The sequence below is a fragment of the Fusibacter sp. genome (assembly GCF_057447755.1).
The window spans coordinates 1-18,162 of record NZ_JBVBZF010000038.1 but is presented as its reverse complement, the minus strand read 5'-3'; the positions used below and the strand labels follow the sequence as shown (position 1 = coordinate 18,162).

The 18,162-nt window shown below is 39.1% G+C and carries 14 protein-coding genes; 10 read left to right on the top strand and 4 right to left on the bottom strand.

Going from position 1 to position 18,162, the window contains the following annotated elements; genetic code table 11:
• Positions 1-39: 39 nt before the first annotated feature.
• The 4 genes from AC220I_RS07965 to AC220I_RS07950 all read right to left on the bottom strand — a co-directional run bounded on the left by AC220I_RS07965 (position 40) and on the right by AC220I_RS07950 (position 5,281).
• Complete coding sequence (locus AC220I_RS07965; RefSeq protein WP_486723284.1) at positions 40-1,023, bottom strand: isocitrate/isopropylmalate dehydrogenase family protein; 984 nt, start codon at positions 1,021-1,023, stop codon at positions 40-42.
• Complete coding sequence (locus tag AC220I_RS07960) at positions 1,020-2,915, bottom strand: aconitate hydratase (protein ID WP_486723283.1); 1,896 nt, start codon at positions 2,913-2,915, stop codon at positions 1,020-1,022. The genes AC220I_RS07965 and AC220I_RS07960 overlap by 4 nt, the downstream gene beginning before the upstream one ends.
• A gap of 334 nt (positions 2,916-3,249) precedes the next feature.
• On the bottom strand, positions 3,250-4,230 hold the full coding sequence (locus AC220I_RS07955) for an ATP-binding protein (RefSeq protein WP_486723282.1): 981 nt from the start codon (positions 4,228-4,230) through the stop codon (positions 3,250-3,252).
• Positions 4,231-4,246: 16 nt separating this feature from the next.
• Positions 4,247-5,281, bottom strand: a complete 1,035-nt coding sequence (locus AC220I_RS07950) for a DnaD domain-containing protein (protein WP_486723281.1) — start codon at positions 5,279-5,281, stop codon at positions 4,247-4,249.
• Between the two features lie 301 nt (positions 5,282-5,582).
• Between AC220I_RS07950 and AC220I_RS07945 the strand changes: the two genes are divergently transcribed.
• The 10 genes from AC220I_RS07945 to AC220I_RS07900 all read left to right on the top strand — a co-directional run bounded on the left by AC220I_RS07945 (position 5,583) and on the right by AC220I_RS07900 (position 18,067).
• Positions 5,583-7,238, top strand: coding sequence for a peptidoglycan DD-metalloendopeptidase family protein (locus tag AC220I_RS07945; protein WP_486723280.1), 1,656 nt, complete (start codon positions 5,583-5,585; stop codon positions 7,236-7,238).
• 173 nt (positions 7,239-7,411) lie between these two features.
• The gene (gene yycF, locus AC220I_RS07940; protein ID WP_486723279.1) at positions 7,412-8,104 is read left to right on the top strand and encodes a response regulator YycF; all 693 of its coding nucleotides are present in this window, start codon (positions 7,412-7,414) and stop codon (positions 8,102-8,104) included.
• A gap of 75 nt (positions 8,105-8,179) precedes the next feature.
• Positions 8,180-9,952: an ATP-binding protein gene (locus tag AC220I_RS07935; RefSeq protein ID WP_486723278.1), complete on the top strand. Its 1,773-nt coding sequence runs from the start codon at positions 8,180-8,182 to the stop codon at positions 9,950-9,952.
• A gap of 98 nt (positions 9,953-10,050) precedes the next feature.
• Complete coding sequence (locus AC220I_RS07930; RefSeq protein WP_486723277.1) at positions 10,051-10,881, top strand: hypothetical protein; 831 nt, start codon at positions 10,051-10,053, stop codon at positions 10,879-10,881.
• A 194-nt stretch (positions 10,882-11,075) separates the two neighbouring features.
• Complete coding sequence (locus AC220I_RS07925) at positions 11,076-12,344, top strand: hypothetical protein (protein ID WP_486723276.1); 1,269 nt, start codon at positions 11,076-11,078, stop codon at positions 12,342-12,344.
• A 9-nt stretch (positions 12,345-12,353) separates the two neighbouring features.
• The gene (locus AC220I_RS07920) at positions 12,354-13,208 is read left to right on the top strand and encodes a two-component system regulatory protein YycI (RefSeq protein ID WP_486723275.1); all 855 of its coding nucleotides are present in this window, start codon (positions 12,354-12,356) and stop codon (positions 13,206-13,208) included.
• 11 nt (positions 13,209-13,219) lie between these two features.
• The gene (locus tag AC220I_RS07915) at positions 13,220-14,020 is read left to right on the top strand and encodes an MBL fold metallo-hydrolase (RefSeq protein WP_486723274.1); all 801 of its coding nucleotides are present in this window, start codon (positions 13,220-13,222) and stop codon (positions 14,018-14,020) included.
• A 15-nt stretch (positions 14,021-14,035) separates the two neighbouring features.
• The gene (locus tag AC220I_RS07910) at positions 14,036-15,094 is read left to right on the top strand and encodes a M42 family metallopeptidase (protein ID WP_486723273.1); all 1,059 of its coding nucleotides are present in this window, start codon (positions 14,036-14,038) and stop codon (positions 15,092-15,094) included.
• A gap of 271 nt (positions 15,095-15,365) precedes the next feature.
• Positions 15,366-17,207, top strand: coding sequence for a serine hydrolase domain-containing protein (locus tag AC220I_RS07905; protein ID WP_486723272.1), 1,842 nt, complete (start codon positions 15,366-15,368; stop codon positions 17,205-17,207).
• A 110-nt stretch (positions 17,208-17,317) separates the two neighbouring features.
• Positions 17,318-18,067, top strand: a complete 750-nt coding sequence (locus tag AC220I_RS07900; RefSeq protein WP_486723271.1) for an alpha/beta hydrolase — start codon at positions 17,318-17,320, stop codon at positions 18,065-18,067.
• Positions 18,068-18,162 lie beyond the last annotated feature (95 nt).

Here is an 18,162-nt window from a genome sequence, read left to right as displayed (position 1 = left end):
TTGAATCTTGAATCTTGAATATAGATGATAGATTGCTGCTTATAGGTTGGTTATGATTTGCTTTGTAAATTCAGTGGTGGATAAGGTACCACCTAAGTCTTTCGTTCTTGTATCTTGTTGATTAAGTGTTTTTGTTACCGCATCAGTGATTGCTTTTGCAGCAGCCATTTCCCCAAGATGTTCTAGCATGAGAACACCGGATAAAATACAAGCTACAGGATTTGCTAAATCTTGGCCTGCAATGTCAGGGGCACTACCGTGAACGGGTTCAAAGATGGCCATTTCTTCCCCAATGTTGGCAGATGGTGCCAGCCCTAAGCCGCCAATTAAGCCAGCAGCAAGGTCCGACAGAATATCACCATAGAGATTAGTGGTTACCATGATCCCGAACTGAGAGGGCTTAATGACCATTTGCATGGCGGTGTTGTCCACAATCATTTCTTTGAGGGCGACACTAGGATAGTCCTTGGAAACCGCCCTTACAGTGTCGAGGAAGAGACCGTCACATTTCTTTAAGATGTTGGCCTTGTGAACCACTGTGATTGAATCGGCATTCAATTTCAAAGCGTGTTCAAAAGCGGAAACGGCTATGCGTTTAGATGCTTTTCGCGTGGTGACTTTTTCAGCGACAATGTGATCTTCAGATATAACATGCTCTATCCCTGCGTATAGGCCTTCTGTATTTTCTCTGAAAATGACGAGGTCAATCGGTTCGGTATAACGTGTTGGAATAATTTTCTTAATAGGTCTTACATTGGCATAGAGGTCGTATTTTTGTCTTAAGAAGACATTGATACTCTTAAAACCAAAGCCAATTGGCGTTGTAATCGGCCCCTTAAGTGCCACTTTATTGGTTTCAAGACTCTGAAAGAGTGCGTCTGTCAGTTGTCCATCTAACACATCAAAGGCTTCCCAGTCGATGGTCGTTTGGCTGTAGCGATTAAGGGCTGCATCTATAATGGCTTTGGCACTTTCAGTTACTTCAGGGCCGATGCCATCTCCTTTTATGAGTGTAATTTTCATGATAAGCCTCCGTTTTTAATGTAATTGAGATAACCTTGATTCATGAGGATCTGTTTTTCTCGATCTGAACCTGTGAAGCTTGCTTTAATTTCTAAATCACCATACTTTAATATGGCATCTGAATCACTTAAAATTGCAGCCTCAAGATTTATAATTTCAAAGGTCATGTCCGGTTTGACGAGATCGTAATCCTCCTCGACCTTAAAGGTCAAAGGCACGATACCTGCATTGATGAGGTTTGAACGGTGAATTCTCGCAAAGGACTTGGCCAAGACAAGACGAACTTTCAAATAAAGTGGTACAAGTGCTGCATGTTCTCGACTAGACCCCTGACCATAATTTTTACCCCCAACAATGAGAACATCATCAAGAGCCATACATCTTTCTGGGAACAGAGGATCAATCCCAACAAAACAGTGATTCGAAAGATGTGGAATATTTGACCGGAAAGGTAGCAAGCTAGATGTAGAAGGTACAATGTCATCTGTGGTGATATTGTCTTCAGTGATTAAGCCCACCGTAAGGGTCTTAAGTGATTTTACATCGAAGCTGTCTGGTAGCGGCTTGATGTTTGGCCCTCTAACAATTTCGCCCTTAAGCGTAGGTTTAACGAGGAAGCTGTCATTTGTCGTGAATTTTTTTGGAAGCGCTATGACTTCTGTTGCTTTAGGGGCAACGACTTTACCTGCGATGGCAGATAATGCTGCCGTAAGTGGACTCACGAGATAGACACCGGCTGAAGGTGTACCGCAACGCCCCTTGAAGTTACGGTTAAAGGTTCTTAGTGAAACACCATCACTGATTGGTGCTTGTCCCATGCCAATGCATGGGCCACAAGAAGGTTCTAAAATACGTGCGCCAGCTTTGATCATGTGGGATAAGGCGCCGTTTTCTGCGAGCATTGAATAAACATTGCTTGAACCTGGTGTAATGGATAGACTTACATGTGGTGCGATTTGCTTATCTTTGAGGAGTGATGCCACTTGCATCAAGTCTGAAAAGGAGGCATTGGTACAAGAGCCAATGGCAACCTGATTGACCTTTAAGCCTTCTATTTCAGCAACCGATCCGACATTATCTGGAGAATGTGGCATGGCAACCATTGGGATTAATTCACCAAGATTGACCACAAGGATATCATCGTATTCGGCATTTTCTTCAGCATATAAGGGCATAAAATCACTTTCTCTATTTTGTCTTTTTAAAAAAGCGTGTGTGATGGAATCACTTGGAAAAATAGAAGTTGTTGCCCCAAGTTCTGCCCCCATGTTGGTAAGTACTGCTCGATCTGGTACATCAAGTGTACGAACACCATCTCCGCCGTATTCAATAATATAGCCAACCCCACCTTTTACAGTGAGCCTTTTTAAAATTGTCAAAATGATATCTTTAGCAGTGACACCCGGTGCCGGCGTGCCTTCGAGCTGAATTTTCATTTTTTTAGGATTTCGAATAAAGTATTTTCCAGTTGCCATGGCGGTTGCAACATCAAGTCCGCCTGCACCAATGGCAAGCATGCCGATACCACCTGCTGTAGGGGTGTGACTATCAGAGCCTAATAGCACCTTAGTCGGCTTTGCAAATCGCTCTAAATGCACTTGATGGCAAATGCCACTACCAGCCTTGGAAAGGACGATGCCAAATCGATCTGCACAAGATCTGATATACTCATGATCGTCTGCATTTTCAGTAACCGTTTGAAGGGTGTTGTGATCGATATAAGCAACAGAAAGCTCAGTAGCCACTTTATCAATCTCCATGGCTTCAAGCTGAAGATATGCCATGGTGCCAGTCGTATCCTGTGTGAGTGTTTGATGAACCTTAATACAAATTTCATCTTCTGTTTTAGAAATAAGATGAGCTTCAATGATTTTATCAAATAGAGATTTCATAGGTAGGCCTCCTTTTGTACACAATATAATTGTATACAATTATACATAATGCAATTTTGATGTCAATAGGATTTTCCATAAAAAAAAACTTTTTTGCAACATTTTAAAAGACTTCTTTCAAAATGAGTGAGATCATTCTAAAAAAAGTCTTTCTGAGTCGTACTTTTGTATGAAATTATTTCAAAAATGACAAAAACTGCAAAGAGACTTGCAGTTTTGAATGTGTGATTGAATTGCCGATTGTAGTATTACAATCTTATATTGGTTAATGAATGAGAAAGTATTTTGATTCAAAGTATGAGAAAGTATTCTAATTCAATGAATGATAAAGGGCTTATACTTCCCATCGGACATCTGGGCCATAAAACTTAATGAGTTCAAAATGCCCCTTGATTCGTGAATCAATACGGTCGTTATAGAAGGATGCAATTTCAGAAAGCTTTATATTGGTAGAGATGATGATACTCTTCTCATTAATGATACGGGTGTTGAGGATATTGTAAAATTCATTGATGGTGAAATTGTTGGCTGTTTCTGTACCGAGGTCATCGATAATGAGTAGGTCGCAGTTAAAAAGCTGGTCATAAGCCATCTGTATAAACTCATTGTCCTTGTCTGTAAAGGTCTTCTTTTCCAGAATGTTAATGATGCCAAAGGGTGTCTGATAGATGACAGAATACCCTTTATCCAGCAAAGATTTGGCAATTGAGTTGCATAGGTAGGTTTTTCCCAGCCCGCTAGACCCGAAGAAGAGAAGATTTTTATTGTTGGGGAAAGATTTCACGAAGGCCTCACTCTCTGAGAGGATCTGCATCATGTTTTCCCTCTGTGTGAGTTTCTCCTTTGCCAAAGGTTCATTTGAGAAGACGTTCAGATTGAAATGATCAAAGTTTTGTTTTTCCATCTGCGTCTCTATGTTGGACATCTGGTAGGCAACACTGATGAGCTTTTGGTTAAAGCAAGGGCATCTTTCGTTGGTTTCCAAATAGCCTGTATCATTGCACTTAGAGCATTTTGGATGGAGCTCTAGATAGTCGGATGGGATATTGTTGTTGATCATAATCATGGCTTTTTCCGATTTCAGAGTATCCAGTGATAGCTTGAGTTCCTGAAGCATAATCTCAGCGTCCTGGGGTGATTTCATGATTGCCTTTGAGATTTCAGCCCCAATTTGGCTCATGTGCAAATCAATTTCCTGAAGCCTAGGAAAGCGTTCGTAAAGTGCGAGCTTTCTCATTTTTCGATCGTATTTATTTAGATCTTGCTGACGCTTATAATTTTCAAATATGGCTCTGTATGGATTTGATGTATTCATATAATGAAAACCTCACTTACTTTAAGTTTTTGCCTTTTCTGAGCAAGAGATCTTCAAGTTCATCCTCAGAATAAGTACGTTCTTTTTCGATGGTATATTGTTTTTTTCTTGATTTGGCAGGCGTGGATTTCTGAGTATCGCTATTTTCAGGCTTTGCCGTCAACTTAAAGGCATCAAAGGTCAGGATGCCCTTACCGTGTAGATCCTTCAAACGGGTTTCAATATAATTGAAATTCATGTTCATGGTGCTCTTTGAGAAGTGTTTGATGAGCTCGTAAAGGTCCTTTGCCTCAAAGTGATAATCGTCTAGCCAGCGGTTAATGGCTTCCTTTTCAGCCTGGTTTGCCATTCTAAAGGACATACCGAGAAGTCTCAAAACTTCCTTGTAAACTTTAAAACGCTCATTCGAAATCAAAATGGCATTGTCAATGGCTTCAATAGAATTGAGGCCTTGGTCAATCCAAGAGTTGAGTAATGAATCAATTGCTTTTATGTTTCGAATGTTTCTTTCTATATAGTTGTATTCAAATGCCCTTACGATAATGTCGGCATCCTTGTAATAATGTGTATAGAAATCATTGATTTTTCTGTAGTCAGCGTGCTTTAGCGGTGTGGCAATGATTTTCTCGATTCGCGTACATAGGGCCTTGAATTTTTCGTTTTCTTTGACGAAGGTTGCATTCTTTGCGGATGCAGCTTGTGAAGGTGTGGCGGACTTAGAAACAAAGTTATCTAAAATATAAAGTTCTCTAAGTGATAAAAACTCAACATCATAAGCGGTCTGATCTTCGTGATAGTGTCTTTTGATAAGTTTCTTGCCCTCCCAGTAGGACCAAGCTTCGTGGATGTCCTCCAGTGGTAATTTCAAGGTGTTCGCCAATACGGCATTGTCGAATCTGTAATTTGTATTTTCCTCTTTGGAAAAAAGAAGGCCCATCAAATAAACCTTTACGTAGGTACCACTGGCTAAAGGTAGAAAATCCGTAATAAATAAGTTTTCAATGTTGAGTTCGCCAATATCAAATGAAGGTATTTTTCGATAAAAACCCATTTTAGTTCTCCTTTATCTTTGAATTCTGATGCCAGTTTAGCAACATTATAGCATAAAGCCATTCATATAGACACTGTCATAAAAATCAGTAAGACGAATTATTGTTTTTTTATCAATTAAAACCCCATAATGTTGTTGTTTGAGGTGTAAGATTATCTACATATTGTATTCACAGTGATTTTTGAAAAATTTAAGAAATTAAAACATTTATCTCTATATATTCATGTGATATAATGAGATAGGTATTTTTGTAGATTTAGAGAGAGATAGTACTAGACCACTTACTTAAAAGGAGTATAGGATGGGGAAACCGAACAACAATCGTACGTATCAGAAGCAAGTCTATAAGAGAACACCTCAGAAAACATATATAAAGGGCAATCAGAGAATTACGCGAAAAGAAAAAGCCTTAGAATGGCTGGCAAGAATCATTGCCATGTTGTTTTACCCAGTTTATATGTTGATGGTGGGCTTCAATAAGCTTGTAAAATACGTGAAATCGAAAGACTGGAAAACCGCTTTAAACTTAAAGCTGGTGAAGGATACACAGGTGTCCAAAAAGCAAAAGGCAAATCCGTACTATAAAAATGCTAGTTCGAAATCTAAGAAGTCAAAAAAACAGACGTATACAGCTAAGAAAGACACAGGATTTAATTTCATCAATGGTGATTTTAAGAAGCGTGCAATTTCAATTGTTGAAAGATATTTAGAACTTATGAACACCCATAAGGTTGCAGCGGTATCAATCGTTGCAGCAGTTGCAGTTATCTTTGGTGGTGGCTATGCAGTCACACATATTCAGAAGGCACCTACGGTAGATCTTGCAACTGGTGAAGCGCATTATGTTTCTGTAGCAGAAAAGAATGTCGCTTTAGAACCCTTAGCTGAAAAACCACATATCGATAATTTAAGCTTTACAAGCCTTGAATCTTATCAAGTCGTGGCGAATGGCAAGGTTCTTACGAATTTCAAGACGGAAGCAGAAGCCAATCAATTATTGACGAACTTAAAAGAACTCTATACAAGCAACACAGAAGTTGAAATATTAGATGCTTATTTCAGCGAAAAGGTAGAAGTTGTTAAAGGCTACGTTGATATTACGAAGTTTAGTGGTTATGATGAATTGGAAGCAGCGCTTGCTTTCATTATAAAAGGCACTAAAGAAGAGAAATTACATGAAGTTCAAAAAGGTGAAAACTATTGGGTGATTGCAAATTACTATGGCATTAATCCTTCGGATTTAGAGAAGGCAAATCCAACTGTAAAACCTGAAACATTGCAAATTGGTCAAAAGATTAGTTTGGTTGTACCAAAACCGTTAATTAGCGTTTGCACAGTAGAGCAAGCGGCTTATAATACAGAAGTACCATTTAACGTCACTTACGAGGAAACCAGCTCACTCTATAAGGATGAATCTAAGACCAAAGTCAAAGGTGTTCTAGGTGAAAAGGCAGTTGTCGCTAAGGTGACACGTCAAAACGGTAGGGAAATCGGACGAATCATCGTTGAAGAAACGTTAATTTCTGAACCAGTTGACAAAGTGGTTTACAAGGGTACGAAAGATCCACCGCCAAGAATGGGAACTGGTGTCCTTTCTAAACCAACTTCAAGGGGATCAGTTACATCTGAATTCGGTTGGAGATGGGGTAAACGCCATGAGGGTATAGATGTTGGCTTACCAGTTGGATCAGATATTAAGGCTGCTGATGGCGGCGTTGTAACCTTTGCAGGCTACAGCAGTTCATATGGAAATTATGTAATCATCGATCATGGTGGTAACATATCTACACTATATGGTCATAACAGCAAGCTCTTGGTTAAAAAAGGCGATAAGGTTTACAAGGGGCAGCTCATAGCGAAAAGTGGTAACACAGGTAGAAGTACTGGACCACACCTTCACTTTGAAGTCCGAAAAAATGGCGTTCCACAGAACCCAAGAAATTACGTAAAATTTTAAATTGAGTATAAGGAAGTATAGGCTGAAGCTATACTTCCTTTTTTTAAAGGCTTTAAACCTTTAAAAGAATAAGATATAATGGTATTAGCTGTAAACAAATAAGACAAACAAATAAGACAAAAAATAGGATTCAATAAATAGATTAGAAAACCATACGCTAAGGGGGCGAAAACATGAGTAAAAAGATATTAATTGTAGATGATGAAAAACCGATCTCAGATATTATCAAGTTTAATTTATCTAAAGAAGGCTATGAAATTGACACGGCATTCGATGGTGATGAAGCACTTAAAAAGGTTTATCAATTTCAACCGGATTTGGTTTTGTTGGATGTCATGCTGCCAAAACTAGATGGCTTTCAAGTGTGTCGAAAAATAAGAGAGAGCTTCAATATGCCGATTATCATGTTGACCGCTAAAGAAGAAGAAGTAGATAAGGTGCTTGGCTTTGAGCTGGGTGCGGATGATTATATAACAAAACCATTTGGGATGAGAGAGCTGATCGCACGTGTAAAGGCAAATATCCGAAGAGTGGAATTTCTTGATGTGGACTCGGGTGGCAGCAATGTCATCGTAACAGGTAAATTGACCATTGATTTAGACCGCTATGAAGTTAAAAAGGATAATGAAGTGATTGAATTGACTTTGAGAGAGTTTGAACTTCTTAAATTCTTGGCAACACAATCCAATCAAATTTTTACCCGTGAACAGCTTTTGAAGGATGTTTGGGGATATGAGTACTTTGGCGATATTAGAACCGTTGATGTTACCGTGAGAAGGCTCAGAGAAAAAGTTGAGGATGATTCAAGTGAACCAACCTATATTATGACAAAACGTGGTGTTGGATACTACTTTAAAAAGAATTAATCAAACCTCAGTGAATGCCAATTGAGTCGATTTTGGCCTACAATTGGCGTTTGTTATGAAAACACAGGAGGCTTAATGTTTACAAGCATTAGATCAAGATTTACAATTATTTATTTCTTGCTTGTGTTCATTGCCATGATTATTGCCGGTATCTTTATAATTCAATCCTTTGAGGATTACAACCTCAACATTGCATCTGAAAGATTAGATGATATAGCTCAGATTATGATATCTGAGCTTTCTAAAATTGAGGACCGTGATCTGGTGGAGAATAAAGAGCTTATCCAAGCATCCATAGATAATCATGCCAATATTGGACTTAGAGAAGAAATTTTCATAATTGACTCAGAAAGCCAGCAAATTATCGCATCCAGTTCTGAAAGTTTTAACGGTGACATATCCGATATATTGGATGATGGGCTTGTGATAGACGGCTTACTTGGCAAGGAAGTCGAAAAAAACATACAGGTATCAGAACACGTCAGGACCAAGGACAAGGTCTATCCGATTATTTTTTCAGATGAACTTGTGGGACTGATGTACTTAAGATATGACCTATTGGACATCTATACCAGTCTGAACAAGACCCGTATGATCATCCTTCAGGCTATTTTGACGTCCCTTGTGGTGACCATTATCATCGGCTTTATTATTTCTAAGAGTATCACAGATCCCATCAACGACATTACCATCAAGGCATCCAAACTTGCTGAGGGGAATTTCGACCAGATGGTTGAAGTACGTTCAGATGATGAGATTGGTACGCTTTCAAAGACCTTCAACTTTTTAACCCTGGAGCTGAAAAAGGGTATTAGTGAGGTGTCTAGAGAGAAGAGTAAGCTTGAAGCCATTATCAACTATATGGAAGATGGTCTTGTGGCCATCAATGAGAAGGGGGACGTTATCCACCACAATCCTAAGGCCCTTAAACTCTTGGGATTCAATGAGGTCTTGGACCAAGACATTATTGGGGATTTGATGTCCATTTACAACTCCGGTAGATTGACCAACGGCATAGGCACTAAAAATGTCAAGTACAATCAACGTGTTTTAAAAGTGAATTTTGCGCCCTTCTTAGACGAACGGTCTGTTAAAGTTGGGGCAGTTTTTGTACTTCAAGATATTACGGAAGAAGAACGCCTTGATAATATGAGACGTGAGTTTGTTGCCAATGTTTCACATGAGCTAAAAACACCACTTACCAGTATCAAAAGCTATACAGAAACGATTTTAGATGGCGCTGTGGATGATCCAGAGATGCAGCGCACCTTTCTTGAGGTTGTCAATACAGAAGCAGACCGTATGTCACGACTTGTTAGGGACCTTCTAGAACTCAGTAATTTTGACTCGGATGCTGTAAGACTTAAAAAGAGTGAATATAATCTAAATCAAATGATCAACAGCTGTATTTTGAAGGTCAAGGTAACAGCTGACCAGAAACGTCAGACCATAATCAAACAATTGCCTGAAAATCCAATGATTGCGATGTTTGATTACGATAAGATTGAACAGGTTGTTCTCAATATATTATCGAATGCCATTAAATACACTGGGGATGACGGGACCATAGAAATCGACCTTAGATTAGGTGAGACGCCAGAATGGTTCGACATCGTAGTCACCGATACTGGTATGGGTATTCCCGAAGAGGACCTCGAGAGAATTTACGAGCGTTTTTACCGTGTGGATAAAGCGAGGTCGAGAGCACTTGGCGGAACTGGTCTAGGGCTTTCAATCGCCAAGGAAATCGTCGAGGCACATCACGGAAAGATAGGTATAACGTCAGAGTATGGCTTTGGGACAAAAGTCACAATTTCCCTTCCCTTTAATGAGACTTTAAATGTGTAATGTCATTTTAAATCTTATGTAATCTTACTGTAATAATGATGTTGTATAATTGTAGAGTGATAAGTTTAATTAAAGCGAACGGTGGAGGAATCTTTAAAATGGGGCGTAAATTATTGAGCATGGCGTTGAGTCTGCTGATCATATTGAATATAGGGTTGTGCTTTGGTTTAGAGACCAAACAGGCACCCATGATTTCAGGCGAGGAGCTCATAATTGGAGAACCGACGACGGATGTTCTCTATGCGAATAAGTCAGTCTTTTTAAATGTGAATATCAGTGTTAAGGCAAAGACAAATGTACAGGATCATCCATTGTCATTGACACTTGTAAAACTAGAAGACAAGCTTCCCTTCTCAGAAGAACTTGATAAAAACTTAAATGTACCGATTATTAAATTGTCATCAAGTGCGCTTTTAAAAGAATCACCTTCTGCGATTTATACAGTTGCCGAGGTAAGTTTAAAAGACAAGGAAGATGATAATTACAAGGTAGAAACAGGTATTATCAATGAGTATTTTAAAACAGTCGATAAGATCAATGCCTTAAATGCAGAAATTGCATCTGCAAATAAGAAATATAAATTAGAAACACTTTCGGAAGCAAATCTTCTCAAAGCAACAAAGGAAGTCCAAGAAGCTTTCAAAAAGTGGAACAGTAATAAAACGGCTTTAACAGACCTTAAAAAGAATTTTGAACAGATTCAAGCCTCTTATTTAAGCCTCTTTGAAGTAACGATTTATGAAGATCAAATTTCTAAACCAAGTTATCTAAAAGAAATTGGCAAGCTTGAAGTTGGAAAATATAAATTGAGATTTAATGATGAAAATGGTGTTTTTATCAAAGAGATGGTTTTCGAAGTCGTAAAGGAAGATGACACTTTGAAAACACTATCACCAGCCATCAGCATCAATGATAATACAGTGAAATAAGGAGTAATACATTGAAAGAGCGTATTAAGTCTATTGCTCTCATTAGTCTAATTTTCATGTCGCTTATTTTAAGCAGGTGGGTATTATACGATGGCTTGAAAACGAATATCGCTAAAAATAGTGATAACGAATTGAAAACGGTTAGCATAAACTCGTATATTAACCCCCAAAGTTATTTTGTTAGCTTTGGGGGTATGTCATATACGAAGGTATATGATCAAGATATTCGAAATCAGATTTGGGCGAATGTTCAGCCATATATTTTTTCCACATTGAACAATTATGAGAGTTTTGAAATTATTGATGAAAAAACATATGTAGAGGCATTTTCAACAAAGAGTATTTTACTGAAGATGCCTCTTGAGTTGCGCTTATCGGACCTTGCTGAACTCTATGGGATTGGACAACTGCCTGCGGAAATGGCGTCTTTTGTGCCAACAGAGTATCTCATCATAAGTGATGAACCTCAAGTGCTCTACGTATATGATGAGGCTTCCAAGAAATATTACAAGTTTCAAAGCATGACCTTCACCCACGATATTCCGGAACTAATCGGTTCCCTCCAAGCCATGGAGTATATAGAATACCGTAAGGTGAGTGATCGCTTTAGTCTTGAGAGCACAGTAAGTGAAAATGAGAACTACCTCAATTATACTTTGATTCCATATCAGTACGATTATTTGGTCCCCAACTTAGAAGTTCAAAATGAGGTGAATCTTAATTCAGACCAGTTCGATGATCAGATTAGAGAAGTTGCAAAAGCAGTGTTTGGCAACCGGTTTGACTTTATAAAACGCCTTGAGGATATCAACGGTTCCGTTATTTTTATGTACGGTTATGGCGATAAGGCTCTCACGATTACACCTGAAGGTGTGGTGTCCTACAGTCAAAAATACAAGCGAAACGAAAATGGTGATCTCTCAGTGGCAGGCGCGCTCTCACTTGCATGTGGTGAGCTTGAACAGTTTGGCGTACTGCCAAGTGGCGTAAACCTAGTAAGCTATCAATCGGAGTCTGTGGATGGTGTTTTAAAGCACATCTTTTCATTTAACTATAAACTTGGCAATTATGAGGTCGTTCCCAAATCGAATTTAAAATCCGATATTGAGGTAATCGTCAAAGGCGATCAGGTCTTGAACATTACCAAAAATGTTAAATCCTTTATTGGGGATGCCATTTTAGAGCGTTCTCTTGATTATGATAAAATGTTTGATATTGATGAATGCATTACCAGTAACTTCTTAGAGGTGAGTATATACTACCTTCAAGACAATAATATTTATGATGCCTCAATGAACAGCATCCAGTATTATTTCTCTATAAGAAGTGCCATTTCAAAGATTGAAATGAATTATTACCAGCTTGATGAAACGCACATGATTCCCGTTTGGGTGGTAGATATAAGTGGTAGAACTTATATCTTTGATGCCTATACTGGGGATGTCATTACGTCATATAGATAAGGAAGTATTATGGATTGGCCAAGAATTAAAACCATTCTAATCGCAGTCCTCTTGGTGACGAATATTCTCTTGGGAATAATGATCGTCAACGAACAGAGGACGTTTCAGAAAGAGCAAGCTGAAAAAATAGACAACATACGTGCCCTTTATGAGAAAAAGGGTGTTATGATCTCACCAAAGACCTTGAAGTTTCCAAAACAGGTGACGTCGCTAAATGTTGAATATGATACTTATGGTGAGTTCGAGCTCAAGACCCTTTTGGGAGACCTCTATGAGTATGATGGTTATGAATATACCTCACAGGGAAAGACCGTCCTTTTGACGGGTACGACGCTTGAGTACTTTAAAAACGCCTATAGACCAAAGGTGGACTTGTTTGATATAGACATAAACCTTCCCTTTGATCAGCTTAAGAATGCATCGGAACTCAAAACGATTTGTGATGATTTCTTGTTGACTTTAAACTTGGATCAGAATTATGCCATAGAGCATTATGCCGTTCAAGATCAATTGACCTATGTATGTGTTAAACAGGTCCACAAGGACTATTTCCTAGACGATTCTGCCATGATTTTCGTCTTTAAAGGCGATCAGTTGGTGGGCTTTAAGCGGAAATGGTTAAATATTATTGATAACAATACTCAGTCCAAATATGATATAATTTCTGTAGATAAAGCATTATATGAATTGATGTTGAACTTTAAAAAAGGGGATATCATCACAGAGATTGCAATCGGTTACAAGCTTAACGATAGCAGTTTGCTCGTGAGTGACCTCGTATCTGGTGAGGCCTTGCCTTACTATAAAATCACCTTGGAAACTGGTGTGACCTATTATGTTCAAGCGGTTTCTGAGACACAATAGAAAGAGGCAATATGTCATTGTTTTTTTGTTCATTGGCCAGTGGCAGTTCAGGAAACTGTCAGTTTATCGCATCTGAAAGGACCAAGCTTTTGGTGGATGCGGGGATGAGTGGACGCTATATAAAGAATTCCTTAAACAACATAGATGTGGATATAAATCAAATCAACGGCATTCTTTTGACACATGAGCATTCAGACCATATTAGTGGTGTGGGTGTCTTAATGCGTCGTCATAAGATTCCGCTTTATGTCACTGTAAAGACCTGGGAAGCCCTTAAGAACAAGGTTGGCGAGATCGACATGAACTTGCTTCATTTGTATGATCGCATAGATAACATCGAAATTGGCGATATCTTTGTCCAATCGGCGAGAATTTCTCATGATGCAGTTGATCCACTTTGCTATGCACTTATGCATGGCAATAAAAAAATTGCCATTGCCACTGACCTTGGCACCATTTCTGATGAAGTTGTGGAAAAGTTCAAGGACAGTGATCTCTTGATGATTGAGTCCAATCACGATATTGAAATGCTCAAGGTCGGTCCATATCCCATGTATTTGAAGCGTCGTATTTTAAGTGAATACGGCCATTTATCCAATGAGGATGCGGGTTATATTGCCAGAGAAATCATTGGCTTTGGCAAAGTAAAACACATATTATTAGCCCATTTAAGCAAGGAAAATAACTTTCCTGAGCTTGCATTTGAGACCGTTCGCGGTATTTTAGAGGAGGCAGGCATCAGAGATGGTATTGATATTAATCTAGATTTAACTTATCGCGACAAGGTTGGTAAAACCTACAAACTACTTTAAATGCTGGAGGGTATGATGGGAATTAAGTTCGTTGAAGCACTTTCAAATGCTTATGGAGCACCTGGTTTTGAAGATGATGTAAATGCGGTTATTAGAGATTATTGCAAGGATCAGTTCGATATTCAAGAAGATTCCATGAGGAATTTAATCATCCTCAGAAAAAATCACAGTGGTGAAAAACCGGTTTTGATGTTGGACGGTCATTCAGATGAGGTTGCTTTTATCGTCCAATCCATAAGACCCAATGGTACCATAAGATTTGTTTCCAACGGCTCTTGGTCAGCCCAAAATGTCGCGGCCCACAAGGTTCGCATTCGAAATGCCGAGGGCAAATATATAGAAGGGGTGGTTGCATCAAAACCGCCACACTTTAGCTCTGGACCGGATCAACTGATTCCAATCAGTGACATGGTAATCGACGTTGGCGCCACTTCATATGAAGAGGCTGTGAATGATTTCAAAATCGTCCTAGGGGCACCGATTGTTCCCGATGTGACTTTTTCATATAATGAGAAAATGGGCATAATGCTTGGAAAGGCTTTTGATAACCGTCTGGGTTGTGGTTGTGTTGTTGAAGTCCTCAAAGCAATAGAGGGAATGGACCTTCCAATTGATGTGGTGGGTGCCATTTCAGTTCAAGAGGAAATCGGTGGCAGAGGGGCCAAGGTAAACGCCCAAAGAATCGAACCGGATATCGCCATTGTTTTCGAGGGTACACCAGCTGATGATACTTTCAGAGATGCCTATGATGCTCAAGGTGCCCTAAAAAAAGGGACTCAAATCAGACATGTGGATAAGACCATGGTGTCTAATCCTAGATTTGTAAAAATGGCGATTGATACGGCAAAGGCAACGCAAATACCATATCAAGAAGCAGTTCGAGAGGGTGGCGGTACAAATGGTGCACTCATCCAAACGCAAGTATATGACGTCCCATGTATTGTTTTAGGGACTCCTGTACGATATGCACATACACATTATGGTTTTTCGGCGGTATCCGATTATAAGGATTCCATCGATTTGGCTGTGGAAATCATCAAAAAACTATCAGAGGAAGTCATTGCGAGCTTCTAAATATGAATTTAAGAACCCCATAGACCCAAGTAAAACTTCAGGTCCATGGGGTTTTATTATGGAAATACTGCTTATGGTCCTATACGAGGGCGCATTTTTAAGGTGTGATAAGGGATCTTATGGCATAAAGCACCATGAAATCACCATAGGAAGACTTGTTCTTCTATATTTAAAAAAAATTTCATGATTAATGTTCAAAAATCTGTTATAATCACCATGAAGTATACAATTAAAACTGACCAATTTGGTTTTTATAGATAGGGGATCTGTTTTGAAAAAAATTGCGATTATAGGTCTAATGGGAATTTTGATGAGCCTCCAGCTGGTCATGGGCTTTGCTGAGGGCCAAGGCGAGGATGCTGAATCACTAGAAAATATCATTCAAGTGGAAATGATACAATACAACGCACCAGGTGTGATGGTGAGCATCGCTGTCAATGGTGAAATCGAGTTTGAAACGGCCATAGGCATGTCTGACTTGGCAAACCATGAAAAAATGGACCTTGAAAAGACTGTGATTCAAACGGGCTCCATCTCAAAAACCTTTACGGCATATGCCCTGGTTAAGGCCATGTCTACAAAGGGTTTGACACTGGATGATGTGATTGGACCCTATTTACCGGTTTCCTACAAAAATGAGCATCCCGGTTTTGAAACCTTTACCTTTAAAAATATTTTAACCCACACCACAGGGCTTACCAGTGTTAGGGCTAATACGGCGATTAACCAACGTCCAACCTTGAATCCAGAGGCTCTAAAGGTTGTTGGCTCTTTTGCAAGCGAAGCAGATCGCTTCATGAACACATACGCCTTTGAACCTGTTGTGGAACCGAATCTCTATTCGGTTTATTCTAATGTAAATGCTGTGCTATCGGGTATATTAATCGAATCCATTACGGGCATGTCCTATGAAAGTTATATGGCGAAAATCGTAGCCGATCAATTCAATATGAAAACATCTGAAAAAGTGTTGCTGCAGGAAAGTGACGACTTAGGCACCTTAATATCGGGCTACAATGTCTTTGGTGGTGTCAAGACCAAAACAAAAGGCTATCAAGCTAGGCTATTACCTTCAGATGACTTTTTAACCAATATGCAAGATATGGGCAACTTCCTAAGGGTTTTGACCTCAGGTCAAGATGAGGTTTTATCAGAACAATTTTTAAAGAGACAGGTAAGAAATGATGACTTGAGCTCAGGCAGAAGCTTTGGCTTCAGTATAATGAACATTAATGGTTATGAAGTTTACTTTCAGGATGGTGGCACCCCAGGCATCAACGCAAGACTGTTGACAATTCCCAAAGAAAACTTTGCCATGTTCATCGTTTACAATGCGGACAACACAGAGCTGAGGGCTTCTCTTGCAGAGAAAATTATCAGCGCTTATTTTAATGAGAAACCAATAGAGGCACATGTCCAATATGAGGAACCCTCTCTAAATAAATATATTGGTGCTTTTACGCCACTTAATTCATCCAATGAAACGGTGGAGAAGTTAACTCAGATCATCCACCAAATCCGTGTAATCAACAAGACAGATGGCTTATATATCGGCAAGACCAAGTATGTACCTTATGCTGCTAACAGCTTTTATTCAGAAGAAACCAAGACTTATGCGGTCTTTAAGCTGGATGACCTTGGTCGTCTCAAATACCTGATTATCGATAATAACATATATAAAAGAACGCCCTTTTACCAAAGCTTGATTGTCGAGATTGTCATGCTCATATTTACAGCCTTTTTCAATCTTTTAAGCTTGATTGTTTTAATGGCAAAATGGCAGAATATGAAGGTCAATCGCATTCACGATACACCTAGAACCGTTATATTAATCGCAACACTCATCACCTCTGTTTTAATAGGACTAATTCTTTATGCAGGAATGAATTATAATGCATGGGATGTTATATTTGGGACCATGACCGTAATCAACTTCATTAGGATCTTTAGTGTGGTGGGGATAGTGTTGATAATTCCAAATTGGATTATGATTCAACGTGGCAATACCGATTTTAGATGGACAGGTGCCATGGTTTTTATCTTTAGAGTTCAAGGAATACTCAATATATTGTTGTTGACATGGCTGTGGAGATACAACTTGTTGAATTTCTAAAATTGTTGATAAGTCCTGTATAAAAGTATGGAAATGTGGATAACCTGTGGGTAAGTGGTCTTTTATCCACAAAAGTCACACTTTAATTGTGAAAAAGAGGAGGATTATGTGTGAATAAAGTCATAAAAAGATTGTTAATAATTGTGATTATAGGCCTGGTTTTATTAGGATTAGGATTTTATATATGGACGCAGTTTGATTATGCACCTAAAGCGACAGCTATGAAGGATATGCAGAGTACAGACAAAGTGACGGTCTTAAGTGGTAAGAATATCGTCTTTTTTCCAACTGGAGAGGTAAAACCCTTGGGGATTATTTTCTATCCAGGTGGCAAGGTGGAACCGGAGGCCTATGCACCGCTCTTAATGAAACTTGCGGAAAATGGTTATGAGGTCATCGAGGTAAAGATGCCCCTTAATCTTGCCATCTTTGATATGAATGCGGCAAGCAAGATATTAAAGGAAAGATCCGACAAGGAATGGGTCATCGCTGGACATTCTTTGGGTGGCGCTATGGCGGCAAGTTATGTGAAGCAGTATTCGAATTCAGGTCTTAAGGGATTAATGCTCTGGGGATCTTACCCAGGCGGCGAGAAATATTCACTAAAGGATGTGGACCTCCCTGTGGCATCTATTTACGGTAGCAAGGATATGGGGATCGATAAAATCGAGGCCTACAAAATCTATCTGCCAGATGATACATTTTATCATGAAATAGAAGGTGGCAATCATGCACAGTTTGGCGATTACGGTTTTCAAAAAGGTGATCAGGTTGCGGATATTGACCAACAAACACAGCAAGAGGAAGCCCTTGAAGCGAGTTTGGAATTTTTAAGAGGCATTGCTGACACGGATAAATAATAAGGTAAATATGACAAATTAAATCAAGTACGAAAAGCTAAATCAAATACGAAAAACTAAATCAAGTACGAAAAAATAACCCTGTGGTCTATGAT

Bases quoted from the DNA above. Each gene is read 5' to 3' on its own strand.
- AC220I_RS07945 (WP_486723280.1), top strand. From the start codon at position 5,583: ATGGGGAAACCGAACAACAATCGTACGTATCAGAAGCAAGTCTATAAG.
- AC220I_RS07960 (WP_486723283.1), bottom strand. From the start codon at position 2,915: ATGAAATCTCTATTTGATAAAATCATTGAAGCTCATCTTATTTCTAAA.
- AC220I_RS07955 (WP_486723282.1), bottom strand. From the start codon at position 4,230: ATGAATACATCAAATCCATACAGAGCCATATTTGAAAATTATAAGCGT.
- AC220I_RS07930 (WP_486723277.1), top strand. From the start codon at position 10,051: ATGGGGCGTAAATTATTGAGCATGGCGTTGAGTCTGCTGATCATATTG.
- yycF (WP_486723279.1), top strand. From the start codon at position 7,412: ATGAGTAAAAAGATATTAATTGTAGATGATGAAAAACCGATCTCAGAT.
- AC220I_RS07950 (WP_486723281.1), bottom strand. From the start codon at position 5,281: ATGGGTTTTTATCGAAAAATACCTTCATTTGATATTGGCGAACTCAAC.
- AC220I_RS07965 (WP_486723284.1), bottom strand. From the start codon at position 1,023: ATGAAAATTACACTCATAAAAGGAGATGGCATCGGCCCTGAAGTAACT.
- AC220I_RS07920 (WP_486723275.1), top strand. From the start codon at position 12,354: ATGGATTGGCCAAGAATTAAAACCATTCTAATCGCAGTCCTCTTGGTG.
- AC220I_RS07915 (WP_486723274.1), top strand. From the start codon at position 13,220: ATGTCATTGTTTTTTTGTTCATTGGCCAGTGGCAGTTCAGGAAACTGT.
- AC220I_RS07925 (WP_486723276.1), top strand. From the start codon at position 11,076: ATGTCATATACGAAGGTATATGATCAAGATATTCGAAATCAGATTTGG.
- AC220I_RS07935 (WP_486723278.1), top strand. From the start codon at position 8,180: ATGTTTACAAGCATTAGATCAAGATTTACAATTATTTATTTCTTGCTT.
- AC220I_RS07910 (WP_486723273.1), top strand. From the start codon at position 14,036: ATGGGAATTAAGTTCGTTGAAGCACTTTCAAATGCTTATGGAGCACCT.